This is a genomic window from Acidimicrobiales bacterium, assembly GCA_036491125.1.
GTDB lineage: Bacteria > Actinomycetota > Acidimicrobiia > Acidimicrobiales > AC-9 > AC-9.
This window is the reverse complement of record DASXCO010000163.1, coordinates 1-20,375: the sequence shown is the minus strand read 5'-3', so window position 1 is coordinate 20,375 and position 20,375 is coordinate 1. Positions and strand designations below refer to the sequence as shown.

General features: G+C 67.4%; 20 protein-coding genes. 11 read left to right on the top strand and 9 right to left on the bottom strand.

Annotated elements, in window-relative coordinates:
* Positions 1 to 131: 131 nt before the first annotated feature.
* Positions 132 to 1,550, bottom strand: a complete 1,419-nt coding sequence (dnaA, locus tag VGF64_12800; GenBank protein HEY1635632.1) for a chromosomal replication initiator protein DnaA — start codon at positions 1,548 to 1,550, stop codon at positions 132 to 134.
* Between the two features lie 378 nt (positions 1,551 to 1,928).
* Here dnaA and rpmH point away from each other — a divergent pair, with 378 nt between their 5' ends.
* The 9 genes from rpmH to VGF64_12755 all read left to right on the top strand — a co-directional run bounded on the left by rpmH (position 1,929) and on the right by VGF64_12755 (position 9,959).
* The gene (gene rpmH, locus VGF64_12795; GenBank protein ID HEY1635631.1) at positions 1,929 to 2,063 is read left to right on the top strand and encodes a 50S ribosomal protein L34; all 135 of its coding nucleotides are present in this window, start codon (positions 1,929 to 1,931) and stop codon (positions 2,061 to 2,063) included.
* Positions 2,064 to 2,423: 360 nt separating this feature from the next.
* A complete protein-coding gene (gene yidD / locus VGF64_12790; GenBank protein HEY1635630.1) occupies positions 2,424 to 2,642 on the top strand; it encodes a membrane protein insertion efficiency factor YidD in 219 nt (72 codons plus the stop codon).
* 9 nt (positions 2,643 to 2,651) lie between these two features.
* The gene (gene yidC, locus VGF64_12785) at positions 2,652 to 3,911 is read left to right on the top strand and encodes a membrane protein insertase YidC (GenBank protein ID HEY1635629.1); all 1,260 of its coding nucleotides are present in this window, start codon (positions 2,652 to 2,654) and stop codon (positions 3,909 to 3,911) included.
* 33 nt (positions 3,912 to 3,944) lie between these two features.
* Positions 3,945 to 4,745: an RNA-binding cell elongation regulator Jag/EloR gene (gene jag / locus VGF64_12780; GenBank protein HEY1635628.1), complete on the top strand. Its 801-nt coding sequence runs from the start codon at positions 3,945 to 3,947 to the stop codon at positions 4,743 to 4,745.
* A 104-nt stretch (positions 4,746 to 4,849) separates the two neighbouring features.
* On the top strand, positions 4,850 to 5,503 hold the full coding sequence (locus VGF64_12775; GenBank protein ID HEY1635627.1) for an RsmG family class I SAM-dependent methyltransferase: 654 nt from the start codon (positions 4,850 to 4,852) through the stop codon (positions 5,501 to 5,503).
* A 295-nt stretch (positions 5,504 to 5,798) separates the two neighbouring features.
* The gene (locus VGF64_12770; GenBank protein HEY1635626.1) at positions 5,799 to 6,203 is read left to right on the top strand and encodes a nuclear transport factor 2 family protein; all 405 of its coding nucleotides are present in this window, start codon (positions 5,799 to 5,801) and stop codon (positions 6,201 to 6,203) included.
* 907 nt (positions 6,204 to 7,110) lie between these two features.
* Positions 7,111 to 7,338, top strand: coding sequence for a hypothetical protein (locus tag VGF64_12765; protein ID HEY1635625.1), 228 nt, complete (start codon positions 7,111 to 7,113; stop codon positions 7,336 to 7,338).
* A gap of 883 nt (positions 7,339 to 8,221) precedes the next feature.
* The gene (locus tag VGF64_12760) at positions 8,222 to 9,058 is read left to right on the top strand and encodes an AAA family ATPase (GenBank protein ID HEY1635624.1); all 837 of its coding nucleotides are present in this window, start codon (positions 8,222 to 8,224) and stop codon (positions 9,056 to 9,058) included.
* Positions 8,994 to 9,959: a ParB/RepB/Spo0J family partition protein gene (locus tag VGF64_12755; protein HEY1635623.1), complete on the top strand. Its 966-nt coding sequence runs from the start codon at positions 8,994 to 8,996 to the stop codon at positions 9,957 to 9,959. Before VGF64_12760 ends, VGF64_12755 begins: the two co-directional genes overlap by 65 nt.
* An 80-nt stretch (positions 9,960 to 10,039) precedes the next feature.
* Here the strand turns inward: VGF64_12755 and VGF64_12750 are convergent, their stop codons facing one another.
* The 8 genes from VGF64_12750 to VGF64_12715 form a co-directional block, all read right to left on the bottom strand.
* Complete coding sequence (locus VGF64_12750; protein ID HEY1635622.1) at positions 10,040 to 11,005, bottom strand: peptidoglycan-binding protein; 966 nt, start codon at positions 11,003 to 11,005, stop codon at positions 10,040 to 10,042.
* 11 nt (positions 11,006 to 11,016) lie between these two features.
* A complete protein-coding gene (trxA, locus tag VGF64_12745) occupies positions 11,017 to 11,343 on the bottom strand; it encodes a thioredoxin (protein HEY1635621.1) in 327 nt (108 codons plus the stop codon).
* A 100-nt stretch (positions 11,344 to 11,443) separates the two neighbouring features.
* Positions 11,444 to 12,427 carry a thioredoxin-disulfide reductase gene (trxB, locus tag VGF64_12740; protein HEY1635620.1) on the bottom strand — a complete coding sequence of 328 codons (984 nt, stop codon included), beginning with the start codon at positions 12,425 to 12,427 and terminating at the stop codon, positions 11,444 to 11,446.
* 4 nt (positions 12,428 to 12,431) lie between these two features.
* Positions 12,432 to 12,767, bottom strand: coding sequence for a hypothetical protein (locus VGF64_12735; protein HEY1635619.1), 336 nt, complete (start codon positions 12,765 to 12,767; stop codon positions 12,432 to 12,434).
* A 61-nt stretch (positions 12,768 to 12,828) separates the two neighbouring features.
* On the bottom strand, positions 12,829 to 13,668 hold the full coding sequence (locus VGF64_12730; protein ID HEY1635618.1) for a DegV family protein: 840 nt from the start codon (positions 13,666 to 13,668) through the stop codon (positions 12,829 to 12,831).
* 85 nt (positions 13,669 to 13,753) lie between these two features.
* A complete protein-coding gene (gene murJ / locus VGF64_12725; GenBank protein ID HEY1635617.1) occupies positions 13,754 to 15,469 on the bottom strand; it encodes a murein biosynthesis integral membrane protein MurJ in 1,716 nt (571 codons plus the stop codon).
* On the bottom strand, positions 15,400 to 17,442 hold the full coding sequence (locus tag VGF64_12720; GenBank protein ID HEY1635616.1) for a DUF6049 family protein: 2,043 nt from the start codon (positions 17,440 to 17,442) through the stop codon (positions 15,400 to 15,402). The genes murJ and VGF64_12720 overlap by 70 nt, the downstream gene beginning before the upstream one ends.
* Positions 17,443 to 17,450: 8 nt before the next feature.
* Positions 17,451 to 18,203, bottom strand: a complete 753-nt coding sequence (locus VGF64_12715; protein ID HEY1635615.1) for a GNAT family N-acetyltransferase — start codon at positions 18,201 to 18,203, stop codon at positions 17,451 to 17,453.
* A gap of 83 nt (positions 18,204 to 18,286) precedes the next feature.
* On the opposite strand from VGF64_12715, the gene VGF64_12710 reads away from it, so the two are divergent.
* Both VGF64_12710 and VGF64_12705 read left to right on the top strand, forming a co-directional pair.
* Positions 18,287 to 19,333 carry a histone deacetylase gene (locus tag VGF64_12710; protein ID HEY1635614.1) on the top strand — a complete coding sequence of 349 codons (1,047 nt, stop codon included), beginning with the start codon at positions 18,287 to 18,289 and terminating at the stop codon, positions 19,331 to 19,333.
* Positions 19,334 to 19,343: 10 nt separating this feature from the next.
* Positions 19,344 to 20,375: HDIG domain-containing protein (locus tag VGF64_12705; GenBank protein HEY1635613.1), on the top strand; the 1,032-nt coding region annotated here is incomplete at its 3' end.

Genomic DNA, 20,375 nt, shown 5'->3' with positions numbered 1-20,375 from the left:
AAGCACCAGGTCAGGGTCGTTGTTGCTCTTCCCGCATTATCCCCAGGATCCCACAGGCTTGGGCGCATGCGGCGACATCGCGGGGGACAACGTCGACACCGTCCACAGGATCTGAGGTTGGATGCACAGGGTCATCCACCGCTCTTGATCAGGTGGAGGAGCTCGGTGACCTGGTCGTAGATCTGGCGACGTTCCTTCATGAGGGCCGAGACTTTCTCCACGGCGTGAATGACAGTGGTGTGGTCTCGGCCGCCGAACTCGCGGGCGATGGCTGGATAGCTGAAATCGGTGAGCTCGCGGAACACGTACATGCCGATCTGCCGGGCCGTTACCAGTGGGCGGCGGCGGCTGGTGCCACAGAGCTCCTCGACGCTGAAGCCGAAGGTCGTGGCGGTTGATTCGAGGATCAACCGAGGGGTGATTCGCCGGGGCTCGCGGGTGTTCACGATGTCGGCGAGGACTCGCTGGGCCAACTCCAGATCCACCTGTTGGTCATTGAGACTGGCAAAAGCGGCAACCCGTATGAGGGCGCCCTCGAGCTCTCGGATGTTGTCGGTGACATTGGTGGCGATGAACTCGAGTACTTCGTCCGGCATCGATGCCTGTTCACCTTCGGCTTTCTCTCGCAGGATGGCAAGGCGGGTCTCGAGCTCTGGTGGTTGCACGTCTGTGACCAGGCCGGAAAGGAAGCGACTGCGGAGGCGGTCCTCCAGAGTGGCGATCGATCGGGGCGGCCGGTCCGACGTGATGACGATCTGTTTCGTCGCGCCGTACAGGGAGTTGAACGTGTGGAAGAACTCTTCCTGGAGGCCTTCTTTGTTCTCCATGAACTGGATGTCGTCGACGAGGAGGACGTCGCACTCCCGGTAACGACGCTTGAACGATGTCGTCGTGTTGGTCCGGATGGCATCGACGAACTCGTTCATGAAGGTCTCTGTGGAGACGTAGCGAACATGGCGCGTGGGGAAGTTCTCCCTGACGTAGTTACCGATGGCATGCAGCAGGTGGGTCTTTCCCAAACCAGCGTTGCCGTGGATGAACAGGGGGTTGTAGGACTTGGCGGGAGTCTCCGCCACCGAGAGCGCAGCGGCGTGGGCGAATCGATTGGAAGCGCCGGTCACGAAAACGTCGAACGTGTAACGAAGGTCGAGAGGGGTCTCTTTGATCTGAACGGCCTTGGGTGGCACCGCTTGGGCCGAGTTAAGGGTCGGGTCCGGCATCGTGGGGTCTCGCACGGCGGGGTCCTGCCAGCCCGGGGTCGTGGGTATGCCCAGGTGAGAGAGGTCGTCGCGTGACCGGTGCTCGGTGCGGACGTCGAAGCGGACGGGGAGCTCGTTTCCAGTGGCGTCGGACATGATGTCTCGCACCAGGCCGAGGTAGCGCCCCTCGATCCGCTCCTTGGCCAGGGCGCTGGGGACGGCGAGGACGAGCGTGCCGTCCTCGACGCCCACCGGATGGACGGCCTCGAACCAGGTCCGCCAGGTGGCGTCGGACACCTGGGCGCGAAGCATGGCGGAGCACTGCGTCCACAGGTGTTGGGCTTCCGTCACCAGGATGTCCGCCTCCCTGTCACCCGATCTCCACAGGGAGATCCACAATTGTGGATAAGTCGTGTGTGGATTACTCGCTCCCCGGTGGAGCCTGACCGCCAATGAATGTGCTGGGCCCTGGGGAAGGAGAGCCAAGCCCGACATCGCCTTTGGGGTCCCGCCGGAACTGGCACCGTAGCATCAGCAGGTCGCCGCGTCTGTAGCGATCTTCGGGAACCAGTCGTCCGGCGGCGGCGCAGATGTCCACAGCGGTCGGGCTCCGGGTGGGGCCCGGCCACCGGCGGGAGGGGATCCCCAGCTGGCGCACGAATGTTGGCCGGAACCCCGGCTCGTCCGACCTGCTCAAGCCGTCTAGGCTGAGCGCGAGAGGAGGCCAGGGTGAAGCGCACGTTCCAGCCGAACAACCGCAAGCGGGCCAAGAATCATGGGTTTCGTCACCGTATGTCGACACGCGCCGGGCGAGCGATCGTCCAGGCCCGGCGGAGGAAAGGCCGACACCGCCTGTCCGCGTGACCCCGTAGACGGCACGGTGGCACCCGGCGGGCCGTGGCGGATCAGCGACCGGGGGACGTTCCAGGCCCTGCGGGGGTCATCGCGGCGGGTGCGTAGAGGTCCGATCACGATATCCTTTGTGGAGGACGAGCCGGGGAGCACTCCCCGGGTTGCCTACGCCATTGGCCGCAGAGTCGGAGGAGCTGTCCACCGCAATCGCCTGCGTCGGCGGTTGCGGGCTGTCGCCTCCGAGCTCGGCTCGGATTTACAGCCCGGTGCCTACCTGATTGCGGCGGCCCCGGCTGCTGCAGGGCTGTCGTACGGAGAGTTGAGGACGATCGTGTCGGAGGGCTTACAGGCTGTCGCAAAGGGCGGCAGGTCGTGAACGCCTCGCAACGCGCCCTCATTGCTGCCGTTCGCGGGTACCAGACTGCTCGGCTCGGCCGCCCATCCCACTGTCGATACTGGCCGACCTGCTCCGCCTACACGGCGGAAGCCATCGAACGACACGGCGCCGCCCGCGGTGTCTGGCTCGGCTTGCGCCGGATCGCCCGCTGCCACCCCTGGGGAGGCCATGGCGTCGACCCCGTCCCCAGCTAGGGAGCTTTCATGGACCTAGGCCAAGTACTGAACCCTCTGTACCAGGCCATCGCCTCGCTCCTGTCCTACTGCTACGCGCTGATCCCCAACTACGCGATCGCCATCGCGCTGCTCACGCTGATCGTGATGGTCGTGCTGAGCCCCCTCACGCTCAAGAGCACCCGGTCGATGCTCGCTATGCAGAAGCTGCAGCCCGAGATGAAGAAGATGCAGACGAAGTACAAGGGCGACCGGCAGAAGCTCAACGAAGAAATGATGAAGTTCTACAAGGAGAACAAGATCAATCCCCTGGGCGGATGCCTGCCGCTGATCTTGCAACTCCCTGTCTTCTTCATCCTCTATTCAGTGATCCGGGGACTGACAACCGTAACCAATGGCATTGCCGAGCCCAAGTACATCAGTCATTCCACTCAGCTTTATCACGATCTGGTGGCCGCGCACGGTCAGATGGTCTCCTTCGGCGTCGATCTGTCGAAGTCGGCGACGTCGGTTCACGGCACATTTTTTACGGCACTTCCGTTCTACCTAATTATCGTCATTGCCATTGGCCTGCAGTACCTACAGCTGCGGCAGCTCAGCGCACGGAACCCTGCTGCGGCGGCGGCGAACCCCCAGATGCAGAAGATACAGAAATTTATGCCGCTGTTCTTCAGCGTCATTTATATTGGGATCCCGGGCGCCGTGAACATCTATTTCATAGTCTCCAGCCTCGCCCGGATCGGTCAGCAGGAGCTGATGTTCCGGTACGACCCGCAGGTGCGGTCGCACGCGCCAAAGGAGAAGCCCGTCGACCGGGCTGGTGATAAGAAGCCGATCGACGTCAAAGAGGTCAAACCAGGCCCTTCTTCGAGAAAGCCCGGTGGTCAGGCACCACGGCGCGACACGTCGGCCAAGGCCGACGGCAACGGCCAGGCCGACCGTCAGCGGGCTGGCCGACAGCAGCGGTCACGGTCCACCCAGCCAAAGGCGATCGAGGCCAAGGCCACGAACGGGTCGGAGTCCGCCGACAGGACGTCGAACGCGGCCGACGGTGCGTCGAAGGACGCCGATGGAGCCGCCGGTGGCGCGAGGTCCCCGGGCGGGGGAAGGGCGCCTGGCGGAGGAAGGTCGCGGGGCGGGGCGAAGGCACCGGATGGGGCGAAGGCGCCGGATGGGGCGAAGGCACCGGATGGAGCGAAGGCACCGGATGGAGCGAAGGCCGACTGGTCGAAAGCACCGCGGCAGAAGCCGCATCGCTCCCAGTCCAAGCGGACCAGGAAGAGCCGGTGATCGCGGCGCTCTCCCCACAGCCCCGTTAGCAAGATGGAATGGGTGGAAACGACAGGTCGCAGCGTCGACGAGGCCAAGGAGGCAGCCCTCGATCGCCTCGGGGTCGGCGAGGACGACGCTGAGTTCGAGTTGCTCGCTGAACCCAAGAGCGGGCTGTTTGGGCGCATCAGGACCGAAGCGAGGGTCCGTGCCCGAGTGAGGCCGACCAGGCCACGGCCCAAGGACGACCGGCGGGAGCGTCGGCGGAAGTCACGGCCTCGCACCACCAGCAAGCCCAAGGATTCGGCTGAACCTGCGGCGGCGGTCAGCCCACCGCCTCAAGGGCGACGGCCGGCACGGAATGGAGCGAAAGCGATGGAAGACGAGGCGTCAGTGGCCGAGCAGGGCGAGATGGCCCGTTTGTTCGTGTCGGATCTGCTCGACCGGTTCGGTGCCAGTGGCACGGTCGAGGTCGTCGAGTTGGACGAGGAGACGGTCGAGGTCTCGGTGCAAGGTCAAGACCTGGGGCTCCTGATCGGACACAAGGGGGCCACGCTGGCGTCGCTCCAGGAGTTGACCCGGACCGTTGTGCAGCGCCATACGGGCGGACAGACAGCCCGTGTGCTGGTCGACGTGGCTGGTTACCGCCAGAAGCGACGGGCCGCGTTGGAGCGCTTCGCTCGCCAGGTCGCCGATGAGGTGCGGGAGTCAGGAAACGAGCAGCAGCTCGAGCCCATGACGCCGCCGGACCGGAAGGTGATCCACGACGCCGTCAATGCGATCGACGGCGTCGCTACCCGCTCAGAGGGCCTCGAGCCCCAGCGGCGGGTCGTCGTCGCACCCGACGGCGACTGACGTTGCATTGACCGGCCAGCAGTGCCGGTTCCGGTTCCCGTTCGGGCCGCTGGCGGTGGGGTGATTATGGCGGTCGGGCTTCAGGTTCAGCGACCTGGGGCGCGATGACGGAGCTGGATCCTCGTCTCGCCGCTGTGCTGTCCGAGGCACAGCGGCAGCACCTCATCGGCTCAGGAGATCTGGGCTCGCATATCGAGCATGCACTGGGCTTCTTGCGGGCGCTGTCGTCGGTCGGTGACGAGAATGGCTTCGTCCTGAACGGCGCTCGGGTCCTCGATCTGGGCAGCGGCGGCGGACTCCCAGGTCTCGTGCTGGCCAGCGCCCGACCTGGCGTCCACGTGGAGCTCCTCGACGCCAACCTTCGTCGTACGACCTTCCTCAGTGAGGCGATCGATGCGCTCGATCTGAGCTCGCGGGTCTCCGTCGTGCGAGCCCGAGCTGAGACAAGGGCACGTGATCCCTTCGAGCGGGGAAATTTCGATCTCGTCGTGGCGCGAGGGTTCGGCCGGCCGGCGGTGACGGCCGAGTGCGGAGCGCCGTTCCTGCGGATCGGCGGGCGGATGGCGGTCTCCGAGCCACCGGCGGATGGGCCCGAGGCTCAGTCCCGATGGCCCGCGTCGGAGCTGGCCGAGCTCGGACTAGAGCCTCTCTACGTCCATCGTGAGGACTTCTCGTACCAGGTCCTGGTGCAGGCCCATCCGTGCCCGGACATCTATCCCCGCCGGCCGGGGATACCGGCGAAACGCCCGCTGTTCTGACGCTCTCCGGGGTTGGCCTGACCTGACCGCCTTGTTCCACGTGGATCCCTGCGGTGAAACAGGCGGCTCCAGCGAGCCGAGCACGACGTCTCGTTCCACCAGGCGAGCCAGCTCGCCGCACCGTCCCGTTCTTCGCAATCGGGCCCGGTCCGTCGACTGACCACCTCTTGGGGTCATAAGGGTCTGCTCGGGAGATTGGGCTCAGCCCGCGGCGCCCGGGTAAGGGCCGGCAGATCGGCCATTGACGCTTGTTGCTTGCTCACGGCCTTTGGGACAGCGACGTACGCTCCGGTCCATGGCAGGACGGCAGCGGCCTCCGATCGCCACGGCGATCAGCTTCATCGACTGCATCAATCGCCGAGACGTCGATGGGCTGGGCGATCTGATGAGCGAGGATCACCAGCTCGAGGTGTTCGACGAACCACCCCTGACCGGGCGCCAGGCGAACATCGAGGCCTGGTCCGGCTATGCGCACAATTTCCCCGAGTACGTCATCCACCCCCATCGAATCGCCCAGCGCGACAGCGAGGTGGCAGTTCTCGGGCACACGACGGGGTCCCACCTCGGACTCTCTGATGAGGAGGAGCAGCAGCTGACGTTGATTTGGATCGCCGAGATCAGCGACGGGGCCGTCCGAGCCTGGCGGCTGCTGGAGGATTCTCCAGAGAACCTACGGACCACAGGCCTCGATCACGTGTAGGGACTGGAGATGCCCACCTCACCGTCTGGGAGCGACCGCCGCCCCGCTCAGATGTGACGCTCCGGTGTCACGTGGATCCTTGCGGTGAAACATCATCCACCAGCCCGGATTTGCCGTCCGGTCATCGGCCGTCTCGACCGAAAGGTGCGACAGGGCCCTCGTGGTTGCCCAACTGCGGCGCAATGCCCTGAGCGGGTCGATCTCATAGGAACGGTCCGCGCCGTCGGATCGCGGCGCTTTGCCGTCCGCTAGCGGGTGGATTGGGTGTTCCACGTGGATCTCTGCGGTGAAACACCTGGCTCGAGCAAGCCGGCAGCTCGCGCCAGAGAGCTGCGTCCCCCCGCTCCGAGCCTGAACGGTGGCTGGTCACGACCGCGCCCTGCTGCCGACTGGGTTGGCCGAACGCGGCCGGCGGCTGCTGTCACCTCGATGCTCACGAGCTCGTGGCCGGCCGCCACGGCCTTGAATCGCTGCGGATGATCGCTCGCGGGAGGAACCGCCCAGGAACACCCCGTGGGAGTGGCTCGGGCACCTCACAGGGGGGCCCTGGGAGTAGGAACCCGCCCGTAGGGCAATGAGGCGGGCAGGGCTGTCGCCTGGACCTCGTTTCGACCACGCGACGGGCTGGTGACAGCACCAGTCCTTCGGAGGGAGCGGCGGAGGCGTCCAGCGCCAACGATCTGAGTGGCACAGGCCAGCACTGGCCTACTCGCGCGGGGACGACGACAGCACACTCCGCGCTCCACCATGGTTTCACGTGGTACCTTGCGGTGAAACAAGCCAGCAGGGGGGTGTGTTGGCGGAGACGGCGGGGGCGAGCGACTTCGACACGGGGTTCTTGGTGGGGTTGCTCATTGGTGAGGGCCATTTCGGTGGAGACGGTCGGCAACCCCAGGTGTCGCTTCGAATGCATACGCGCCGTGAGTCGCTCTTCCAGTGGATCGACACGAACTTTCCCGGGGGGCGGCTCTACGGTCCATACGAGCATGGCGGGCGCTCCTATTACCAATGGATGGCGAGGGGAAAGTATCTCCATAGTGTGATCTTGCCGCTGCTCGATAGGTACGTCAGCCCGACCCGCGACGAGTACGCCTGGCGCCGGTATGTGGCCATGAAGCAGCGCTACGGGCTGTAGGGCGCCCGCCGGGCTCATCGCGAGGTCCCGTTTCCGACGAACAACCGAGAGAATCCGGCAACTTTCCCTTGCCGACGCCGCAAATTCGCGAAACTCTGTGTCCGAACCCCGGTGCGGCGAAGCGTCGGGGTGTAGTTGACCCAATTCCGGCGGTCGGGCGAGGATACGGATCTTGGAAGAACCTCCTGTCGATCGGGTGCCCCGCGGGCGAGGCATCTTCCGGCGTTTTCGCAGCAGCGGCAACACCCGCGACACGGACGATGCCTCCTCCGACCAGCCTCAGATGCCTGCGAACGAGCGCCCAAGCGAGCCCGAGGAGCAAGACGGCATCGTTGTGCTCCAGGAGGAGCGGAGAGATAGGCCGGATGACGTGAGCAACGAACTCGAGGACGAGACTGCGCCAGACGCACCGCCATCAATGGACAGGGGGGAGATCGAGCCACCTCCCGTCAAGCTGAGTGCGCCACCGACGCCGCCCGGCGCCTCCGCCCCGACGGCGACTGGTGGTTCATCACGCTCCGAGCCGGCGGAGCCACGCCGTCCGCCGACGAAGGCAGCGGCGCTCAGCGCGAAGCCGGAGGACGCGAGCGACGGGGATGCCGTCCCTGCCACCGGATCAACCCGCTCACCGGGTGGGACCAATCGCAAGTCCGGCGGGGCCGCCCCCACCGCGGCGAAGAAGGCGCGATCGGCACGCAAGGCGGCCAACCGCCCACGAGCGAAGCCAGACGAAGGGGCGCCGGACTCAACCGCGGGCGCAGGTGCAGGCGAGCCGAGCGTTCGCCGCGGATCATCGACCGCAGCGCAGACCGTTGGCACCCGCCACGAAGATGCCGAGGACACCTCGACCACGCCGTCAACCACTGGGGACGGTCGGCAGCAGGTGGGCGAAGATGCAGTCGAAGTTCCCGCCGAGGAGGTGGACGAGGTTCGGACGCATCAGCTCCCGCGGGTGCTCGCCATTGCCAACCAGAAGGGTGGCGTCGGCAAGACCACCACCGCCGTAAACCTCGGTGCGGCGCTGGCCGAGCTGGGCTATCGAGTACTGGTGATCGATCTCGATCCTCAGGGGAACGCCACAACCGGGCTCGGCATCAACTCACGCAATCTGGAACTGTCCGTCTACGACGTCATCATGCACGAGACGTCGCTGGAGGACTGCATCGAGCCGACGAACCTGCGGAACCTCTTTCTCGTTCCGGCGACGATCAACCTGGCGGGGGCGGAGATCGAGCTCGTACCGGCGTTCAGCCGGGAGCTCCGACTACGTCGCGCCATTGAGGGCGCAGATCAGGACTTCGACTTCACCATGATCGACTGTCCCCCGTCGTTGGGGTTGCTGACGGTGAACGGGTTGGCCGCCGCCGGCGAGGTGCTCGTGCCCATCCAGTGTGAGTACTACGCGCTGGAGGGCCTCGGGCAGCTGCTGCGGAACGTCGAGTTGGTGAGGGTGAATCTCAATCCGACGCTGGATCTGAGCACGATCATCCTCACGATGTTCGACGCCAGGACCAAGCTGTCCGACGAAGTTGCGGAGGAGATCCGCAAACACTTCGGCGACAAGGTCTGTCGGAGCATCGTCCCGAGGACCGTGCGTCTCTCCGAGGCCCCGTCATTCGGTCTGCCGATCATCTTGTTTGACTCGTCCTCCCGGGGTGCCCTCGCCTATCGGGAGTTGGCCAAGGAGGTCAGTGGTGGCGCGTCGCAGCGCATTGGGTAAAGGGCTCGGGGCACTGATCCCGTCGGAGGCGGCGTCCGATCGGGGCTCCGCTCTTCTTGATATACCCATCAGCTCTATTCACCCTAATCCGCACCAACCACGGGAGAATTTCGACGAAGAGACGCTCGCGTCGTTGACCGCTTCGATACGAGAGGTTGGCGTCCTTCAGCCGATACTCGTCCGGCGTGACGGAGAAGCCTACGAGCTCGTCGCCGGCGAACGCCGATGGCGGGCAGCCAAGCGAGCCGGCCTTGTGACGATCCCGGCCCTGGTGCGCACGGCTGATGACGTTGCCAGCATGACCCAGGCACTCGTCGAGAACCTTCATCGCGAGGACCTCAACCCCATGGAGGAAGCCGCGGCCTACCAGCAGCTCATCGAGGACTTCGGGCTCACCCATGAGGAGGTCGCTTCCCGGGTGGGGAGGACGAGAGCGAGTGTCTCGAACACGCTGCGGCTATTTCAGCTCCCCCCCGGGCTCCAACGACTGGTCATCGACGCGCAGCTGTCCGCGGGACACGCCCGGGCGCTGCTCGGTACGCCGGACCGCGGCTTTCAGGAGCAGCTTGCTCGGCGGGCCGTGGCTGAGGGTCTCTCGGTCCGCGCCGTGGAGGACGCCATACGGCAGCGGGCTGTCCAGCCGGCCGCCGACACGAGCGCCGCCGACGAGGCCGCGGCGCCCACGGCGACCGCGACTCCGGCCGCTCATGCCCCACCGCGACTCCGGCCACCGGGGTTGCTCGAGCTCGAGGAGCTGCTCTCGGGCCACCTCGACACGCGAGTCAGCATCGAAATGGGGTCGAAAAAGGGCAAAATGACCGTCGAGTTCGCCACTCTCGAGGATCTGGAGCGGATCTATCGGGTCATGGTCGGCGAACCCTCGACCTCGACTAGCCCTTGAGGCTTATCCTCTAGGACACCTAGAGCGTTATCCACAATCTGTGGAAGAGGTTGTGGATTTGCTCGAGCAGCGCCTCAGGTTCAGTCCCAGGTGGCGCCGACCCAAGTGTCCAGGGCCTCACGGACGGCGCCGGCGACGTCATGGGAACGCTCGACCAGCATCAGCGACGGTCCGAGCTCACACAGGACGGCGGGCATCCTCGTCTCGCGGAGGACGGGGAGGGACATGCCGCGTGCCCCTCGATCGGGGACGCACAGCTGCGCTGGAACGGTGGCCTGGACCAGCTCGGCCAGGCGTCGACCACCGGGAGACTCGTAGCGGTATCCGGCGTAGAAGGAGCTCGAGCAGCCGCCGGCCCAGGGATCGAGCAGCAGGCCCAGGTACACCTCGGCAGCGACCGCATTGGCGTCCGCCGCCTGTCGGGATCCGTCGGGGTGGTGGAGGTCCACGACGTCGGCGCCGGCGGCGGTGAGGGCCCGTGCGATGGTGGCGACAGCCGCGCCGAGCCCGCCCTGCTCGCCGAGCGCGATCCGACGTCCCTGGAGCGTGCGGGGTCCTTGGCGAAGCGTCTCCCGCTCGCGGACGTCGCTGACCAGCTCGGGCCCCTGGCTGCGCGCTTGGATTCGGTACAGCTCGTCCACCGTGGAGCGTCCCAGGATGCCGTCCGCGGTCAGGCCGACGTTTCGCTGGAAGTCCGAGAGGGCGAGGGAGGTGTCATCCCCGAAGATGCCATCGACGCGACGGGTGTCGAAGCCCAGTGCGCCGAGCCGCTGTTGGAGCTCGGCGACGTCGTCGCCACGCACCATAGGGGTGCGGCGGTACAGGAGGCGGTCGCCCAGCCGATAGCCGGCTTCGACGAGCGCGGACCAGGTTTGGGGCCCGCAGACCCCGTCGATCCGTAGGCCTCGGCGCTGCTGGAATTCCTTGACGGCAACTTCGGTCTGGGCGCCGAACCGACCCGGAGCGTCGTCGACGATCGACAGGTCGATGACCGCCAACCGACGTTGGAGGTCCTTGACGTTCTCCCCGCTGGCGCCCCGCTGCAGCGCGAGCTCTCTTAGAGAACGCTCTGCAGCTCCTGCAGGAGCTGACCCTTGCCCTTGGCGCCGATGATGCGGAGCTGGGGCTCACCGTCCCTGAACAGGATGAGCGTCGGGATGCTCATCACCTCGAAGCGACGGGCCGTCTCGAGGTTCTCGTCGATGTTGAGCTTCCCGATCCGCAGATGCCCCTCCTGCTCGGTCGCGATCTCCTGGAGGATCGGGGCGACCATCTTGCACGGTCCGCACCACTCGGCCCAGAAATCGACGAGCACGGGCTCCTCCGATGACTTGACCTCCTCGTCGAAGTTGCTGTCACTGAGGGTGACGATGCTGGGGGGCACTGTCAGTGGACCTCCTCGAATCGGTTCGAGCCATGCTACCTGCCAGTGCGAACAGCGCTCGTGCGCTCACCATTCCATCGGGTGAGACGCTCGGGCTGCATCATGCAGATGATCGCGCCTGCGCAGCCGCGTGCTCCGTCGCCTCCAGCCAGCGCTCCGCGTCGATGGCGGCCATGCAGCCAGACCCGGCCGCGGTGACGGCCTGACGGTAGACGGAGTCCTGCACGTCCCCGGAGGCAAAGACTCCCTCCACGCTGGTCTTGGACCCGTCGTGGGTGGAGATGTAGCCGTTCTGGTCCATGGCCAGCTGACCTTTGAACAGGCCGGTGTTCGGGGCGTGGCCGATGGCAACGAAGAGCCCGCCCAGGTCCAGGGTGGACTGCTCGCCGGTGGCCACATCGCGGAGCCGGACACCGCTGACAGCGCCTTCACCGAGAATCTCAGTCACCTCCGAGTCCCAACGGAAGTCGACCTTGGGATTCCTGAAGGCGCGGTCCTGCATGATCTTGGACGCCCGCAGCTCTTTGCGCCGGTGGATCACTGTGACGGTCTTGGCGAACTTGGTGAGGAACAGAGCCTCCTCGATGGCGGAGTCACCGCCACCGACCACTCCGAGGTGTCGCTCCTTGAAGAAGAAGCCGTCACAGGTGGCACAGGTTGACACGCCCCGGCCCAGCAGCCGCTGCTCGGCGGGCAATCCCAGCAAGAGCGCCCGGGCGCCCGTGGCGATGATCAACGAGCGGGCCTGGAACGTCGGCTCTGAAGTGCTCCCATCGGTCCATAGCGAGAACGGGCGGTCGGATAGGTCCAGCCGGGACACCTTGCTCGTGAGGAGCTCGGCCCCGAAACGGGCCGCCTGGGCCCGGAATGTCCCCATCAGATCGGGTCCCATGATCGGGTCTACGAAGCCGGGGTAGTTCTCGACGTCGCTCGTGAGCATGAGCTGTCCGCCCGGCTGGTCGCCGGTGGAGGACGGCTCACCCTCGATGACCAGGGGGGCCAAATTGGCGCGGCCGGCATAGATGGCAGCCGTGAGCCCGGCAGGCCCCGAACCGACGATGATCACGTCGTAAATGCTGCTCAAGCTGTCACCCCTTGGACTTCGGTCTTCTGAGCGTCCACAAGAACAGTCCGGCGAGGGTGAAGATTCCGCCCAACATGGTGTAGCTGGCCCAGACCCGGCCTGGGAAGACGTAGATGTCGAGCAGGCGCAGCACGCCGACGGACGACAACAAGAGCACCATCAGGGCCACGGCCCCGGCTACCAGGCCATAGACGATCGCCCTGGCCACCAGGGTCAACGGTTTGACCGACTTGTCGCGTACAGCGACGACCACGGTCTCGACGGTCTGGGTGGCCTGGGCGGGCCAGTCGCCCGATGAGGCCCCGCCCACGCCCGATGAGGCCCCGCCCACGGAGGTCATGAGTACAGAGACTACCCCTCGGTCCGGGAGGTGGAGGCGCTGGCGTGACGCACTGGGCGACTCAGGGCACGAGGAAAGTGACGCCGACGGTGCCCGGACCCGAGTGGGCCCCGATGATGGGACCGACGTCGGCCAGGATGGTGTCCTCGCGGGGGAAGACCTCGGCGATCATGTCCTGGAAGGTCTCGATGTCCGGCGCCGCCGCGTCGAGGACGGCGAGCTGCTCGACGTGTTCTTGCTGGCGGACCTTGTCCACCACGTACTGGAGTGATCGGGTGCGGGTGCGCTGCCGCGACTCCGCCTCGACCACGCCGTCGCGTATCTCGATGATCGGCTTGAACGACAGCAGCGAGCCGAGAAGGGCTCGCCCACCGCTGATACGGCCGCCCTTCTTGAGGTAGTCGAGGGTGTCAATCGCTCCGAACAATCGGGTGCGGGCGACGAGATCCTGCGTGAGCAGGGCCACGTCCTCCAGGCCTTTGCCGTCGGCACTCATCCGAGCAGCCGCCAGCGCCTGAAGCCCCTCACCCATGGTGATCGAGCGTGAATCGATCACCCGGACCGGGAACCTGCCCCCCAAGGTCTCGGCCGCGGCGCTCGCGGACTGGAAGGTCGCCGACACGGCCGCCGACAGGCAGATGCAGACGATGCCGTCGTAGCCGGTGTCGGCCGCCTCCTGGAACGCCTGCTGGAACGCCCCAGGAGAGGGGGCCGCCGTCTCCGGCAGTACGGGCGAGCTCGCGCACCGGGACCAGAACTCGTCCGGAGTGAGGTCCCGCCGGTCGAGGAACTCGGTGTCGCCGAAGCGGATGGTGAGCGGCACGACCGTGATGTCGTGCTGCTGCGCTAGGTCCGGCGCCAGATCGCTGGCGCTGTCGGTCACGATCTTGATGCCGCCCATGGCTCCCTCGCTCCGGATATCGGAGGCTGTACGCCCCCCTGTACGACCTGGGAGGCGCGCTGATGGTGACATGAGCCACACTCACTCACGCCCGATTCCTTCGGAGCCGCAGCTGGGCAGCCAGCCCGGCGCCCAGCACGAACACGGCGACGCCGGCGGCGACGGAGGCGAGGACTCTCAGCAGCAGGCCGACCCCGCTGGTGTAGCCGAGGGAGGCTGACACCAGGGCGACGACCAACGCCATCACCAGGCTGATGACCGCCACCCGGAGGACAGGACGGGCGATCATGCGGATATCGACACCGATGCCCTTGCGCCGTAGGTCCCAGAGAGCCACACCCGTGGCGATGGTGTAGGCGACCGAGAAGGAGAGGGCCAGCCCCTTCGTCCCGAGCGGGCGGTACAGAGCGAAGGCAAGGACGATGTTGATCCCGTTCTCGATGAGGTACATGAAGAAAGCGGTGCGCGTGTCCTGCATGGCCTGGTACGCCCTCATCAGGAACAGGTACGCCGAGAAGCCCGGGATCCCCACCGCGAACAGAGCCATCGTGGCGGCGGTGGTGTCGGTGCCCTCCACGGTGACGGCGCCATGGCCGAGCACGAGGGCGACAATGGGCCGAGCCAGCACCAGGTAGCCGACAGCGGCCGGCAGCAGGACGACGAGGATTGCCCGCAGTCCGGCGCTGAGACGGTGGCGAAAGCCGGCGAGATCCGCGACCGACCATCGTTCAGCGAGGTCGGGTTGGATGGCGGTCATGATCGACACGGCCACGATGCCGTAGGGAAGCTGGAAGAACATGGCCGCGTAGTTGTAGGCCGACACCCCACCGACGATGGTGTCGGCCAGCGCCAGGACGATGAAGTTGGCGACCTGGTTGGCGAGCACGAAGCCGAAGGTCCAGCCCGACAGACGCAGAATCGTCCGGACCGCGTCGTTGTGCCGGTCCCATCGCCACCGCAGGCGGGTGCGGGCCCGCCACAGGCTGGGGAGCAGGGCGAGGGCCTGGACCACGACGCCCATGGTGGTCCCGATCCCGAGGAGGAGCAGGATTCCCTGGTCGTGCCGAATGCCCTGAAGGGTCGGGTGGTGGATGAGGTGGGCGACCTCCAGGAGGACCCCGATGACCACCAGGTTGTTGAGCACGGGCACGAACATGGGCACCACGAAGCGCCGACGCGAGTTGAGCAGGGCCGTGATCAGTGCCACTACCCCGTAGAAGAAGACCTGGGGGGCGAACAGACGCAGCAGGATCGTGGCCACTGCTCGCTGGTCGCCGGCGGTAGCGGAGTTGTTGCCCAGCGTGTAGAGGTTGATGATCGCCGGTGCCAGGAGCTCGAAGACGATCGTCACGGCGACGAGCAGCACGGCCGAGAGGGTCACGACGGACGAGATGGCGTCCCACGCCTCGTCCTCGGAGCGAGTGGACAATCGGTCGACGAATACCGGGATGAAGGTGGCCGAGAGCACGCCCCCGATCACCAGGTCGAAGATGATGTTCGGTGTGTTGTTGGCCAGGTTGTAGGCGTCGGCGAGCGAATTGATGCCGAGCGCGTACGCCAGCACGAACAGCCGGGCGAAGCCGGTGAGCCGTGACAGGAGCGTCCCGACGGCCATGGCTCCGGTGGTGCGGCCCAGCGCCGCGGGCCACGCCCGTCGTGGCGGGGACGCCGTTGGACCGCTGGGAGGCGCTGGGGTGCCCGGTGTTACGGGCCAAGGGAGCGTGTCGTCGCTCAAGGTCCGGGCCGCACCGGCCGTCGGCTCTGCTCGCGTCGGCGCATGATGAGCGAGCGCCCCCACCATCCCAGCAGGAAGGCACCCGCTCCGACGGACAAGGCGATGGCGACCGCCGAGGTGGCCGTCGACCGCACGGTGAATCGGCTGTTGAGCAGCACGAGGTCGCCGTTCGGCGAGATCAGCGACACTGAGAGAGGGAAGTCGCCCGAGGCGCGGGCGCTGACGTCGAAGTACTCGGGATTGTCCCGCCGGTCGAGGGCGAGGGCCTGGGTCGAGCCGTTAGGGAAGCTGAGCTTGTCGCTGGCGACGGTGAGGACGGCGTGGACGGTATAGCCGGCCTGGGAGATGACGGTGATGGGGATGCGTCCCGTGCGGGACGTGAGGGTGATGGTGCGGTCCTGCGCCAGCGTCAGCTTGCCCAGCTGGGTGTCGATCTGGTCCTGCACCCCGGACATGTAGCGGGTTTGCTCCGATGTGCGCAGGTCGCTCGACTGGCCCACCAGGAGCATGTCTCCCATCTCGCCGAGCAGGCGTGGATCGTTGCCCACGACGGCGGAGAAGGAGCCGAGACGACGCTGGGCCGATCGCAGGGCCGCGACAGGCACTCGTGCCTCGTCGCTCTGGGTACCGAGCTGACGGACCGCGGGCGCCCCCCCCGACCCCGCGGTGGGAACGTTGGCGTCGAGTGACGCCAGGGTGAGTGGCTGCACGATCGGGCTCTGGGCCAGGCCGTCGAGAGCGGCCGTGAGAAAGGCCGAGTTTGACGGCCAGTCGAGCGGCGTCTCGACGGCCACGGCGCGCGGTTGGCTCGACCCCGGCTGCTCGAAGTAGATCTCGGCCAGGTCCGCGAGCAGCTGGTGGGCAGCCAGGACCTGATCGCCGCCTGCGGTGAAGTGCGAGGCCAGCCCGGAGTCGGCCGCAGTGACCAGGGGCTGGCCCGGCTCGCCCCCCGCCAGCTGGAAGGGCTGGGTCAGGGTGAGCTTGCTTCCCGACGAGACAAGGCTCGTATCGGGTACCACGAGGTGGTCGACTCCCTCGGATCGGAGGGGTCCCACGTCGTCCTGGTCGATCGGACCGACCGCCGCGAGGGTGTGCGGGTTGGTCTGGGCGTGAAGGGTGGTGCCCAGCACCTGTGTACCCCGGGCCAGCTGGGCGACGGCTTGGTCGGCCAGACCGACGGCGGCCAGACCGGGCAGGCTGACGGGCACGTAGGGCCCGGTGAGCACTTGCTGGACCGGGTCGGCCGCCATTCCGCTCAGCGTGGCGAGGGTCTGGTGATCAGCGGCGCGGGGGCTGTCGGCCAGCGCCTGCACGGTCTCGGGCGTGGGCGCCAAGGTCACCGGAACGGTCTCGTGGTGAGCGAGCGATCCAGCCAGCTCCGAGAGCTGGCGGGACTGATCGGGCGGCAGGCTCCGGCGGCCGTCGGGACCCAGCGCGGGCGGCGCGTGGGCCGGCAGGATCCACGTGAATCCCAGCTTGCTGCTGGTGGGCGATGCCGGGGCGAAGATGAGGTGGGTCGTGAAGCGGTCGAGCGGCCGGTTGGCCGTCTGGTCCTGGAGCTCGACCTGGACGGGGTAGACGCCGTCGCACCCGCTGGGACAGGAGCCGAGATCGAGGCTCGGTTTGGCGGGCGACCCGGGCGCGGCCGGCGACTGCGGCGACGAGACGACGGGGATGGTGACGATCACGTCGCCCGCCGGGCCGGACGGCAGGGTGCTCACGGGCACCGGCGGAAATCCGCGCAGCACCCCTACGTCGCGCCCCTGCACCGTCTGGCTCAAGGCCGAGCGGCTGGTGAGCCGGTCGAACACGGTGACAGCCACGGCGAGGTTGGCCCGGGGGACGGCAGACGAGATGGCCAAGCGGAGCTGGAAACTCTGGCCAGGACCGACCCAGGGTGTCTGCTGGGCAAGGGTGATCCGGCTCGGTGAGCTGGCCGCGCTGGCGGCCGCGGCGCCGGTCGAACCGATCCCTGTCACGGCCGCGCCCCAGATGCCGGCTCCCGCGAGAGCCAAGATGACCGCCGTCAGCCTCGCCACCCGGCGGGTCATGGCCGAACGCCGGCGCTCAGGACCGAGAGACCGCGCGCCTCGCGTCGGAAGCCGAGACTCTCGTAGAGGGCGAGGGCCTTACGGTTCTCGAGCTGGGTATTGACCACGGCGCGCTCGACACCCCTCCGTTCCAACCAAGCGAGGCCATCTAGCACCAGCGCCCGCCCCACTCCACGACGCTGCCATGTCGGGTGCACGGCGAGGCGCTGCAGGAAGCCGTGCCCTCCAGCGCGGCCGGTGATCGCATAGCCGGCGATCCCTGTCGACCCGGTCGGATCCGGTCGCGCGCCCACGGCCACCCGGAATCGGGCACGGGGGGTGGCGTGCAGCGCGTCCATCAGCCCGGCCTCGTCGATCTGCCAGAACGGATCGAAGGCGAGGTGGTCCAGCGCCAGCACGCCCGGCCGATCGGCACTGTGAGCCCGGCGGACGACCACCTCCAGCTGGGCCTGGCGCCACGACCCGTCTATCACGGTGATCAGGTCGGCACTGAGGACGTGGAGGCTTTCCTCCACCCGGAACCCGGCGCCGATGAACGCCGCCTGCTCCGGCACGGCCAGAGCCCCGGTGACGACACGGGAGAACCCGCGACCGGCGAGCTGATCGAGGCACTGGCGCACGAAGGCCACCGAGGGGGGCGGTGTACCGGCGACGGGGCTCAGATGGGCGACCCGCTGGTCGCCCTGCCACGGACCGATCCGAGCCTGCTCGGCACCCCAGCGGATGACCTGGACGTTGGGACTACTCACCTTGTCCCGGAGCCTACAGAGGGAGCTGGGGGCGGTGGCAGCTGCGGGGAGCGCCGACGCTGCCGCCCGATAACCTCGATGTGGTGACCGTCCTCTTCGGCACCCACTCCGCCTATCTCGATCACGACACCGGGTTCGGTCATCCCGAGCGACCTGCTCGGCTGCGTGCGGTTTCCCAGGGCATCGAGCACGCCGGCCTGGAGGACCTCCTCGTGCCGTTCGCGCCCCGGCCCGCCACTCGGACCGAGCTCGAGGGCGTCCACTCGCCCGAGCACCTCGATGCCCTGGAACGGTTCTGCCGGGCCGGTGGCGGCGCGCTCGACGCCGACACCACGGCAGGCGAAAGCTCGTGGCGAGCGGCCACGGTAGCGGCGGGCGCCGGCGTCGATGCCATCGAGCGCCTCGACCGGGGTGAGGCCGACGCCGCCTTTCTGGCTGTGCGCCCACCGGGGCACCACGCCACACCGGCTCGGGCGATGGGCTTCTGTCTGCTCAACAACGTGGCCGTGGCCGCCGCCGTCCTCGCCGACCGGGGGGAGCGAGTTCTCATCGTCGACTGGGACGCCCACCATGGCAACGGCACGCAGGACGCCTTCTACTCGGACCCGAGAGTGCTCTACGTCTCGATGCATCAGTTTCCTCTCTATCCGGGCACCGGCCGGCTCGACGAGACGGGGGAGGGGGCCGGAGTTGGCACGACCATCAATTTTCCCTTCCCACCGGGTGCGACTGGTGACACCTACCGAGCGGCATTGGACGATGTCTTGGCGGGCGCCGTGGAGTCCTTCGAGCCCAGCTGGGTGATCGTCTCTGCCGGCTTCGACGGCCACCGCGCCGATCCGCTGACCGACCTGGGCCTGTCAGCGGGCGATTTCGCTGATCTGACGACCGCGGTCGTCGGGTCGGTCGGCCCCGGCCACCGGCTGGCGTTCCTCGAGGGGGGCTACGACCTGACGGCGCTGGCCGAGTCGGCCGCTGCCTCGATCGCCGCCCTGGCGGGGGAGTCGTACCGGCCCGAGGCGCCCACTTCAGGGGGCCCTGGTGGCGCCGTGGTCGAAGCGTCGAGGCTCATCTGGGAGCGCGGGGCTGTCCCCCCCGAGCCCACCCGGGGAGCCGGCCGCAACGGCTGAGGAACAGCCCGTGATCCCCGAGCGGCTGGCGCCGCTCATCGAGGAGGCGTCCGAGCTGGCGGAGCGGTTCGTCGCCGCCGGCCGGACGCTCTATCTGGTCGGTGGCACCGTGCGTGACGCCATCGCCGATCCGCGCATCGACCTCGGCGACGTCGACCTCGACTTCACTACGGACGCGTCTCCCGACGAGGTCGAGAGCCTCGTGCGGGGATGGGCCGACGCCGTGTGGTTGCAGGGCAAGAGCTTCGGCACCGTGGGCTTTCGCCACAAGGGACGTCGCAACGAGGTCACCACGCACCGGGCCGAGGTCTACCGGCCTGACTCGCGCAAGCCGACGGTCCGCTTCGCGGCTGACGTCGAGACCGACCTGTCCCGCCGCGATTTCACCGTGAACGCCATGGCGCTGCGACTCCCCGCGGTCGAGCTGATCGATCCCTTCGGGGGGCTCCAGGATCTTGCCCAGCACCGGCTCCGTACGCCCCTGCGCCCCGATGTGTCGTTCAGCGACGACCCGCTCAGGATGATGCGAGCGGCGCGGTTCATCGCCGGCCATGGCCTGGCGCCCGAGCCGGAGCTCGTCGACGCCGTGCGCCAGCTCCACGACCGACTCGGGATCGTCTCGTCCGAGCGCATCCGCGACGAGCTGGACAAGCTGGTGACCGTCGAACGTCCGGCGGACGGGCTGTGGTTCCTCTGTGACACCGGTCTGGCTGGTGCGTTCTTGCCGGAGCTGCCCGCCTTGGCGCTCGAGCAGGACCCGGTGCACCGCCACAAGGATGTGTTGGCCCACACCATCGCCGTGGTCGAACGGGCCCACCCCGAACGCCTGCTACGGCTGGCCGCCTTGCTCCACGATGTCGGCAAGCCGGCGACTCGCCGTTTCGGTCCCGACGGGGTCTCATTCCACCACCACGAGGTCGTGGGGGCGCGCATGGCCCGTGACCGGATGCGGGCGCTCCGATATTCAAACGACGACGTCGACGTCGTCACACGGCTGATCGAGCTGCATCTGCGGTTCCACACCTACCGGATGGGTTGGACG